The organism is Streptomyces chlorus (assembly GCF_042655885.1).
Taxonomy (GTDB): domain Bacteria; phylum Actinomycetota; class Actinomycetes; order Streptomycetales; family Streptomycetaceae; genus Streptomyces; species Streptomyces chlorus.
Map to the genome: position 1 here is coordinate 1 of NZ_JBHSOA010000123.1, position 9,408 is coordinate 9,408.

A 9,408-nucleotide genomic window follows, 5' to 3' on the forward strand; every position below is an offset into this window, starting at 1 on the left:
CGCAGGGCACTTCCTCGTTTCCCGAAGAGTCATCCACAGCCGTCACATCGGTGGATCAAGGCTAAGCGCGCCGCTGCGCCCACCAGGACAGCCGCGGCGCGGTGGCCGCGTTCACGGCCCGGCCGAATCCTTCCAGGGCGGCCTCAAGGCGTGTGGTGTTCTCCACGTCTCCCATGGCGTGCAGCAGCTGCTCGGTGGCGGTGACGACGGCCGGGTCGGAGCAGCGCATCAGCGGCGCAGCGGCGGTGGCGGCCCGGGTGAGCGGTTCGCGTACAGCGGCTGCGGTCTGCTTGGTGGCGATGCGCTCCCGGCTCAGTAGCTCAGCCGCGCGTCCGAAGCCCACCAGCCCGCTCTGCACGTCCGTTCCGCCGGCGATTCGGGCGCGTGCGGCGCCGCCCGTGAAGGCGAGCACGGTCAGCAGGAACGTCCGCCCGCGCTCGGCCGGCCCTTCCCACAGCAGGCGGTTGGCGGCGGCCGCGCCCTGCAGTTCCATCACTGCCACCGTCATGGCGTCGGCCTGTACCCGTAGAGCACCGATCTCGGTCTGCTGGTCCTGGCGGTTGCGGGCACGGCTGGTCAGCCATGACGCCAGGACGGCAATGACCGCCCCGGATACGAGCGAGCTGTTCACCAGCTCGATCAACTTGTCCATCCCCGCAGGCTGGACGTACACCGGCTTCGGCGTCCGGCTCGTTGCGCACCTGACGCACAACGCGCATGCTCCTGTTGCCGATCCGGTCTGGCCTTTCGCCCCCGGTGAAGAGCGCTGTTCGTGCCCCCCGCCCCTTGCTGGCCGGCATGGAGCGGGGGAGCACTGTTCAATGTCAGCTGCCACCACCGCGACGGCCGTTCAGGAAGGTGAGGATGGCGGTGATCAGCTGTCCAGTGATGCAGTACACCTCGACGAACTCGCTGAAGGGCATGGGACCTCGCAAGGTCCGACCCGGCTCATAGCCGGGCGTCAGGCAGGCAGACCGGCCCACAACCAGCATCCGCTGCCCCTGGGTGCATCGTTGCAGCCGCCGGGCGAGCCGCGAATCCGCCACGTGGGTGACTCTGTCCGGGCTTCCTGGCGCCAAGACGCCGTGAGGGCCCCGTCCCGGCACTGCCGCGCCGGGGCCCTCACACGCGTATCCGCGGGGGGCGGATGTTCATGCATGCGCTGCCGTGTCCAACGCTGCGCGCCAAGGTCCGGTTACGGCTGGGCGGCGCCCGGCCCGTCCGGGCCCGTACGTCTCGCGGTCGCGCGCCGGCGGATGACGTCCGGCAGCTGGCGGGAGCTGGCGGCCGGGATGAAGAACAGCCCGACCATGCCCAGGCCGGTGACCACCACACTCAGCAGGCCGGTCGACACCGACAGGTCGTCGACCGACGCGAACAGCTCTTCCTCGGTGGCCACGGGGAACGTACTGACCCTGTTCCAGCGTCGCCAGGGCGCCCTCACCCGAAGGGGTGGAGGGCGGCCGCCGCCTGCGGCCGTGGGGTCGTCAGACGGCGTTCAGGGCTGGTTGGGCGGGGCGTCCTGCAAGTACCAGCCGTGGACAGCCATGCACTCCTTCGTCCACTCCATCAGCAGGTGGGCTCCCTCCTTGACGCGGCTCTCGTCATGACCGCCGTCGTTGGCGAACCACTGGACGAGAAGGCCGGCCGCCGGGCGGTCGACGTCGCCGGTGTCACAGGCCGGGCACAGCTCCAGGTGGATCGGCCGCCCGGGTTCGTCGTTCTGCGGCGTCACTCCGCTCATGATGAGGTCGCCTCGGCAGCGTGAACACTGCGGCAGTCGGTCGGAGAACCTGAGCAGTTCCATGGCCAGCCCCCTTGCTCTGGAAGTGGCCCTCCACCCAAGGCCCGCTGACCTGCGCCGTCAACCCCTTTGTGACTGTTCGCGATAGTTGGCGGATCGACTGGGGCGTCCTCGCAGGTCATGGCGTTTCTGTTCACGGTAGTTGGCGGATCCGAGACCCGAACCGGGTGCCCCACCAGCGAAAACGCAGCTCAGGTGATCCGCTCGGCGGTTCCGCCTGCAAGTGTGAACATCCGCCAGTTATCGCGAACGGTCACACTGCTGTCCGAAACCATCCACACCTCGCTCGGAGTTCAATCCGAAAGGGTTAAAAAGATGGGTTAAATGAAGGGATAAGCGATGCTAGGGTGGAGGCGCGGAAGGAGATCCACGTGGCCACCGAGGAAGAGCTGTTCGCGTCGGTCGACGCGCTGTTGGAGGAGGAGCCGCAGCTCCCGCCCCCGGCGGAGCGTGCCCGGCTGCGCGAGGCCGCCGGCATCACCCAGGCCCGCCTCGCGACCGCATTGAAAACCACGACGCAGACGGTCAAGAACTACGAGAACGGCCGCAGCGAGCCGAAGCCGCCGCGCCTGGAGGCGTACCAGCGGCTACTGAACGGCTGGGCGGCGAAGTACCCCGCCCACGGCGCCCCCGCCGCCCCGGCCGTCGCGCCGCAGCCGGAGGTGCCGGCCACGGTCGCCGGCCCGGCCGCGCCCGGTCCGGCGACCGCCGCGCCGGTGGAGGCACCCCCCGCCCAGACCGCCCCCGCCCGTCCGGCCTCGCGCCCGGCGACGTCGTCGCGTCGTCCGGCGGCGAAGAAGACCGCGAAGCCCGCCGACGACCCTCGCTTCCCGCACGGCCCGCTCGCGGTGCTGGACGGCGACGGCTCCGCGTACGGCACGGACGGCATCGTGCTCGACTGCCCGGCGACCACCGTGCCGGAGCTGGTGGAGTGGACGCTGCGTGAGTCCGGCCTCGGGGCCGCGAAGCTGAACCGCTACGGCAAGGACTCCGACCCGCTGATCGTGCTCACCGCGCCCGCGGCCGTGAAGCTCGGGCTGCCGGAGCGCCTGGAGGGCCACGAACAGCGCCGCTCCCTGCGCCTGCCCAAGGACCACCCGGTGGTCAGGCAGGTCGCGAAGACGAAGTGGCGGCTCACGCAGCGCGGGTTCGGCCCGTGGGCGCGGATCTACCGCACGGCGCAGGGCAATCAGCGGCAGTGCGTTCAGCTCGCCATCCTGTCCTGGGACGCCCTCGACGAGCGGTCCTGGCCGGGCGTCGCGGACATGGAGCCGGCCGACATCGCCCGCGTCCTCGGCGTCTACGCCACCCGGGTCATCACCCCGCGCGGCTCCACGGCCGTCTCGGGCCTGGAGCTGATGACGGCGCTGCGCCCGCCCACGAGGGCCGTCCAGGACCCGGAGACCGGGAATTGGGTGCCCGGCCACAACCCCGGTTCGCTGGGCACGGAGCCGATGGACCCGGCGCCGCCGGAGGCCACCCCCGAACACCCCGTGGTCGTGAACAGCTGCTGGACCGGCGGGTTCCTGGACGAAGAGGCGTACCAGTGGGTCCGCGACGTCGACCTGCTGACCGATGCGGAGTGCACGCTGCCGTACGCGGTCGGCCTGGACCTGAACACCGCGTTCCTCGCCGCCGCGAACCGCCTGGTCGTCGGCCTGTCCGCCCCGGACCACTTCCACGCCCCGACGTTCAACCCGAAGATCCCCGGCTCCTGGCTGGTCGACCTGTCCCCCATCGAGCTGGACCCGCGCCTGCCGTCGCCGTTCACGCCGACCGGCGAGCGTCCGACCGGGCCGGCCTGGTACCAGACGCACACCGTCGCCTACGCCCAGGAGCTCGGCCACGACGTCCACCCGATCGAGGCGTACCTGCGCCGCGAGACCGGCGCGTACCTGGACCCGTGGCACGACCGGCTCAGGACCGCGTACATCGACACCCTCGCCGACCTCGGCGTCACCCGGGACCTGCCGGATGCGGAGTTCCTCGCGGCGATGGAACGCCACAAGGACGTCGACCCGGCCCTGACCGCCGTCCTCGCCGCTATCAAGGCCACGGTCAAGGGTGGCGTGGGCAAGCTGCGCGAGCGTCCGCAGGGCAGGTCCTATAAGGAGGGGGAGCGGTGGCCGGCCCTTCAACGGCAGACCTGGCGCCCCGACATCCGCGCCGCCGTCATCTCCAAGGCGCGGGTCAACATGCACCGCAAGCTCAACAACATGGCGAAGATGACGGGCCTGTACCCGCTCGCCGTGCTGTCCGACTGCGTCGTCTACCCGAGTCCCGGCGACAGCCCGCTGGACTTCCTGCCCTACGCCGCCAGCGGCAAGCCGCAGCCCGGCGGCTTCCGCCTCGGCCCCACCCCGGGCCTGGCGAAGCTGGAGGGGGTCCGGTCGATGCTGTGGGCGGTCGGCCTGATGGAGCAGGGCCTCAACCCGGCCCGTCACATCAAGGGCGGCGACGCCGTCCTGGACGAAGGGGAGTGACCGGTGGGGGAGATCGGGGACGCCATCGAGCGGGCCGACCGGGAGAGCTTCACCCGTGAGCCGCCGAAGACGCTCAAGAGTCAGATCCGCTACCTGCTCAAGCAGTTGGGCAGCGCGAAGGCCGTCGCGCAGGAGATCGGCGTCACCGCCGACTCCGTGAACCGCTACCGGCGCGGCGCCCGCAAGCACGCCCGCGCCGACGTCGCCGCGAAGATCGACGACGCGGTGCGGGCCCGCTGGCAGCCGCAGGTGCGCAAACGCCGGCAGAAGCAGGCCGCCGCCACGGGCGGGATCACGGTGGAGACGAGGGCCCGCTTCGGATACACGGCACCGGTCGGCACGACCGACGACGGACGCTTCCGGCGGCTCACCGTGCACCTTCCCCCGGCGTACGCACAGCGCCTGTTCGACGCCCGCGCCGCGGGGGCCGGCGACCGGGAGATGCGCGGGATCATCGCCGAGGGATTCAAGGACGTCTATTTCCAGGACGGCGGAGGCCGCGCCATGGGCCTGTCGGACGTGGCCATCAACGACATTGACTACCTGGATCTCGACTACTAATTCGGAACTCATTTAGGCACGTCACAGATACTGTGACTGAGGTTTTCTCAATGAAGATCACCTCCAGTGGTTGTTGAGGACCAAGGCAGCGCGGGCAATATCACCGATCCGTGTGGGGCTGAGGCTGATGCGCTTCAAAGTGCGCCAGCGTTCCTTGAGTTCGGCGGCGGTGCGTTCGCCGAGGGCTCGGACGTGTCTGATCAGGGCGTTCGTTATGCGGGTGTCGATGTCCAGAGCCTTCTCTGAGCGGCCCTTGGGGCGGCGAACAGGGACACGGATGCCGATCCCGGCGCCGATGTACCCCTTGTCTGCCAGGGTGGGCAGGCCACCGGCGGCGGCCTTGTACAGCGCTGTCAGCACGTGCAGTCGCGCGGCCGTGATGTCCAGCGTGGAGCCCGGCTCCACATCCGAGATCCACAAAGGCGTGCCGTCCGGAGCGGACAGGAACTGAATGTTGACTCTGCTGCGCAATTCCGTGCGGGGGTGATGGTGGGCGCGGGATGATCGTCTGTGCGGCCGTTTCCTGTCGTGCGGCCGTGGGGGTGGTGCGATGTCGATGCGGCCGAAGGGGCTGCCGGAGGTCCCGGAGCAGACCGCGGCGGTGGCCCGGGCGGCGTTCCCGAGGGGGAGCCTGGCGATGCGGGTGCGGGACCGGCTCGCGGAGGTCTTCGCCGACGAGCCGTTCGCCGACGCGTTCGGGGTACGTGGTGCCCCGGGGCTGTCGCCGGGGGTGTTGTGCCTGGTCACGGTGTTGCAGTTCGCTGAGGACCTGACCGATCGGCAGGCCGCGGCGATGGCGGTGCGGGCGATCGACTGGAAGTACGCGCTCGGAGCGGAGCTGACGGATACGGGCTTCGATGCCAGCGTGCTGAGCCGGTTCCGTGCCCGGCTGGCCAGGCACGGCATGGAACGGGTGGTCTTCGACCGGCTCCTGGAGCACTGCAAGGTCGAGGGACTGGTGGCCGCCGGGGGTAAGCAGCGCACCGATTCCACCCATGTGATCAGCGCGGTGCGGGACTTGAACCGTATGGAGCTGGCCGGGGAGAGTGTGCGGGCGGCCCTGGAGGCCCTCGCGGTCGCGGCACCGTCCTGGCTGGCCGGACAGGTCGACGTGGCCGAGTTCGCCCACCGCTACGGGCCCCGGGTGGACGGCTGGCGCATGCCGTCCTCGCAGACGAAACGTGACCGGCTCGCGCAGGTCTTCGGTCAGGACGCGCTGGCGTTGTGCCGGGCGGTCTGGGCGCCCGATGCTCCGGAATGGATCCGGGGGATCGAGACCCTGCGCCTCCTGCGGCAAGTCCTTGTGCAGACCTACTACGTGCACACCGACACCCGGGGACGGGAGGTGGTCAAGAAGCGGGACGCCGATGACGAGGGCGTCCCGCCCGGCCAACTGCGCCTGGCCTCCCCCTACGACCCCGACGCACGCTGGGCGGCCAAGGGCGAAGAGCTGTTCTGGATGGGCTACAAGGTCCACCTCACCGAGACCTGCGACACTCCCGCCGAAGCCGAAGCCGAAGCCGAAGCCGAAGCCGAAGCCGAAGCCGAAGCCGAAGCCGAAGCCGAAGCCGAAGCCGAAGCCGAAGCCGAAGCCGAAGCCGGGGTCCGAGCGGCACCGAACCTGATCACGGACGTGTTCACCACCGACGCCACCGTGCCCGATGTGAAGGCGACCGGGCCTGTTCAACGGCGCCTGGCCGAGCACGGGGTGAAACCCGGCGAGCACTACCTGGACTCCGGCTACCCCTCCGCCGATCTGATCACCACCGCGCTGGAGCGGGGCATCCGTATGGTCACCCCGGTCCTGCTGGACCACTCCGCCCAGGCCAAGGCGCACACCGGCTTCGACAAGAACGCCTTCGCCATCGACTGGAAGGCCCGGCAGGTCCGCTGCCCCGCCGGGAAGAGAAGCGCGCACTGGAACCCGGTGAAGCAGCACGGCGCGGACGCGATCGTCATCACCTTCAGCGTTCTCACCTGCCGCCCCTGCCCCTTCCGGAAACAGTGCACCAGCTCCGCGCTGGGTCGGCGCATGCTCACCCTGCGGCCCAGGGAACCGCACGAGGCCCTCGTCCGGGCCCGCTCCGAGCAGAAGACGGAGACCTGGAAGGCCAAGTACGCCCTGCGCGCGGGAGTGGAGGGCACCATCAACCAGGCCCTGGACATCACCGGCATGCGCCGGGCCCGCTACCGCGGACTGCCGAAAGTCCGCCTCCAGCACTCCTTCTCCGCCACCGCCCTCAACGTGATCCGACTCGACGCCTACTGGACCGGACACGACCAGCACCACACCCGCAGCAGCCGCCTCAAACACCTCGCCTACCGGCTCACGGCCTGACCCCGGAATTGCGCAGCAGAGTCGGCCTCGTGGACGGCGTCGGTGATGGTCATGCCGACCGAGTACGACAGCCACCTTCCCCGCTGGGCAAGCCAGGCGGTGAACTCGTGTGTTCCGCCTCCGAAGTCGGTGCGAACCAGCGTCCGGCGTCCACGCCGGTACTTCTTCGGCAGTTACGTCAGGGCGAGTTGAGCTGTGGTGATGTGATCGGCTGCGGTGTTGCTGCCCGTTTCGTTGCTGTTGGTGAGCACCTTGTGGGCACCGGTGAAGAACCCAAGGGTGGAGTGGCATGCGATCGCACACGTTCATCAGGCTTCTGGGACGGTCGCCCCGGGCGGCGGAAAACGCGATCCTGTCCGTATTCACCGCGCTCGCAGCCTTCCTGCTCGCCCAGCCCTGATCAGTTTTGCTGTGAACGACCCAGTTCGGACAGATCGCTGTAGAGGCGGTTCAGCGCGTACGCGCCCAGGCCGAGGCCCTGGTCGATTCGGCGTCGTGCGGCTGGGTTTCGGTAGTGGGGTTCTAGCAGCAGGAAGAAGTCCTCTGCGTGTTGTTCGTCGATTTCGGAGTGGAGGCCGTAGTGCATCAGGTCGGCTTGAGCGACCCAACCGCGGTTCACAGCCGCGTTGCCCGTGATGGCCGATACCGAGGCGAACGCGTACTCGATCGCGCCCATGCAGCCAATTCCTACCTGCGGGTCCTCCCACGTACACACCGCACTGAGAACGCTGTTGTACGCGTGGACGGCCGGCATCATCTTCAGGCCGTTCAGCCGTACGGTGTCGCTGCCGATGCTGGCCAGAAATCCGCGGAAGGTCTCGTGATGGAATTCCTGAGGGCGGAATCCGCCGTGTTCTTCCACGACATTGCCCAGGATGCCGATGCGATCCGAGGGGTGCTCGATCCGGGACACCAGCGCAGCCATCGGACGGGCGAAGTAGGTGACGGCGAAACCTAGTTGCTCCTGGCTTGTGCGGAAGTTCTCCAACGACATGCTTCCGTCTACCAGCGTTCGGAAGTACGGATTGTTCAGGACACCGGTCTCGGCCACGATGTGCTTGGCGTGCGCTGTCACCAGCGGGGCCTTGGTTGTCCGCAGTTGGGTGGTCACGGTCGTTTCTCCTGGCGTGTTGTTCCTGAGCGCGGCTCGATGCGGGGACCGGCGGAGCCCCTCTGATCGCCGGTGCCGAGTGGAATCAGCACCCGACGGCGAGGGGCTCTGGACGAGAGGACGCTGTCCGGTTCTGTCGGCTCAGGAACGCAGGGCTCCCAGGAGGCGGTGACCTCGGTCGTTCGGATCAGTACTGCTGTGGAACACGCGAATGGCCGCTCTCAGCTCGTCAGTTGAGATGGAGCCGGAGCTGTCGGTGTCGATGTCGGCGAACGACACGTCGATGTCTTCGTCGCTCAGCGCGAAAGAGGACTGAAACAGGCGCTTGAACTCGGACTTGTCGAGTTCGCCGTCTCCGTCGACGTCAGCGGTGGCCACGAAGACCTTGGCGGACGGCGTGACAATCCGCGCGTAATCATCCGGCTTGTCCCCCAGGCTGACAAACCCGGCCAGGAATTCGTCGCGTGATACGACGCCGTCCCCGTCTGTGTCCATAGGGGCAAACAATCTCTTCCAGTACTCCAGAAGGGATCTCTGCAGCGCGCTGGCGGGGGAGGTTCCTGGCGTGAGCTTGAATTCCCGCGTCGTGCGGCCCACCCAGGCGTACACGTCGGTTTCGCTGACCCACCCGTCGCGCTCGTGATGGAACACGTTGTAGTAATGCTGGGCCTTGCTGTGGATAATGGATTTTTCCGGCATGCGAAGACCTCGAATTTTCTTGTGCGGTGGGCGAATCGAATACCCACCGCGACCCGGTCCACGAGCAATGACTCGTGAGCTCAGGGTGGCAGCGTTTCCCTTCCCGGGCGCCGGTACCAAAGCTTCACCACTCATTCGAGTGAGTAATTCGACCTGGCAGTTTCAGCCCGGTTCAAGGGCGTGGCGCCGGCGCGACCGCGATCCGGCGGTGGATGTCCTCAAGCAGTGTCAACGGTCATTGAGATGCCCAGGTAGGCGGTCGGTGGGTGTCCGGGCTGGTGGCCATTACGACCTCGGGGGAAATAGTGATCGCCCCGGTCGGGCCGTGACATGAGAAGGACCGCACGGGTTAGTACTCCAGCAGTACTTCGTGGCTTGACGTGGGGAAACGTCGAGCGGTGGGAGTGTAGCG

The 9,408-nt window shown here is 68.4% G+C and carries 8 protein-coding genes and 2 pseudogenes; 3 read left to right on the top strand and 7 right to left on the bottom strand.

Annotated features, from left to right (window positions below):
• Positions 1–61: 61 nt before the first annotated feature.
• The 3 genes from ACFPZI_RS33615 to ACFPZI_RS33625 all read right to left on the bottom strand — a co-directional run bounded on the left by ACFPZI_RS33615 (position 62) and on the right by ACFPZI_RS33625 (position 1,807).
• The gene (locus ACFPZI_RS33615; protein WP_381370962.1) at positions 62–652 is read right to left on the bottom strand and encodes a hypothetical protein; all 591 of its coding nucleotides are present in this window, start codon (positions 650–652) and stop codon (positions 62–64) included.
• A gap of 543 nt (positions 653–1,195) precedes the next feature.
• Entirely contained in the window at positions 1,196–1,399 is a 204-nt protein-coding gene (locus tag ACFPZI_RS33620; protein ID WP_381370963.1) for a hypothetical protein, read from the bottom strand.
• 99 nt (positions 1,400–1,498) lie between these two features.
• Positions 1,499–1,807, bottom strand: coding sequence for a DUF6300 family protein (locus ACFPZI_RS33625; RefSeq protein WP_381370964.1), 309 nt, complete (start codon positions 1,805–1,807; stop codon positions 1,499–1,501).
• 368 nt (positions 1,808–2,175) lie between these two features.
• Here ACFPZI_RS33625 and tap point away from each other — a divergent pair, with 368 nt between their 5' ends.
• Positions 2,176–4,287, top strand: a complete 2,112-nt coding sequence (gene tap, locus ACFPZI_RS33630; protein WP_381370965.1) for a telomere-associated protein Tap — start codon at positions 2,176–2,178, stop codon at positions 4,285–4,287.
• 3 nt (positions 4,288–4,290) lie between these two features.
• Entirely contained in the window at positions 4,291–4,848 is a 558-nt protein-coding gene (gene tpg, locus ACFPZI_RS33635) for a telomere-protecting terminal protein Tpg (protein ID WP_381370966.1), read from the top strand.
• Between the two features lie 57 nt (positions 4,849–4,905).
• Here tpg and ACFPZI_RS33640 read toward each other — a convergent pair.
• Positions 4,906–5,304, bottom strand: a pseudogene (locus ACFPZI_RS33640) (transposase family protein); the annotation flags it as partial.
• 94 nt (positions 5,305–5,398) lie between these two features.
• On the opposite strand from ACFPZI_RS33640, the gene ACFPZI_RS33645 reads away from it, so the two are divergent.
• Entirely contained in the window at positions 5,399–7,186 is a 1,788-nt protein-coding gene (locus tag ACFPZI_RS33645) for a transposase (protein ID WP_381370967.1), read from the top strand.
• Positions 7,187–7,212: 26 nt separating this feature from the next.
• On the opposite strand, the pseudogene ACFPZI_RS33650 reads toward ACFPZI_RS33645, so the two are convergent.
• From ACFPZI_RS33650 to ACFPZI_RS33660, 3 genes and pseudogenes are all read right to left on the bottom strand, one after another.
• Positions 7,213–7,416 (bottom strand): annotated as a pseudogene (locus ACFPZI_RS33650) (IS1380 family transposase); the annotation flags it as partial.
• A gap of 170 nt (positions 7,417–7,586) precedes the next feature.
• A complete protein-coding gene (locus ACFPZI_RS33655; RefSeq protein WP_381370968.1) occupies positions 7,587–8,297 on the bottom strand; it encodes a TenA family transcriptional regulator in 711 nt (236 codons plus the stop codon).
• A gap of 141 nt (positions 8,298–8,438) precedes the next feature.
• Positions 8,439–8,996 (bottom strand): EF-hand domain-containing protein, encoded by a 558-nt coding sequence (locus tag ACFPZI_RS33660; RefSeq protein WP_381370969.1) that lies wholly within the window; start codon positions 8,994–8,996, stop codon positions 8,439–8,441.
• Positions 8,997–9,408: the final 412 nt, after the last annotated feature.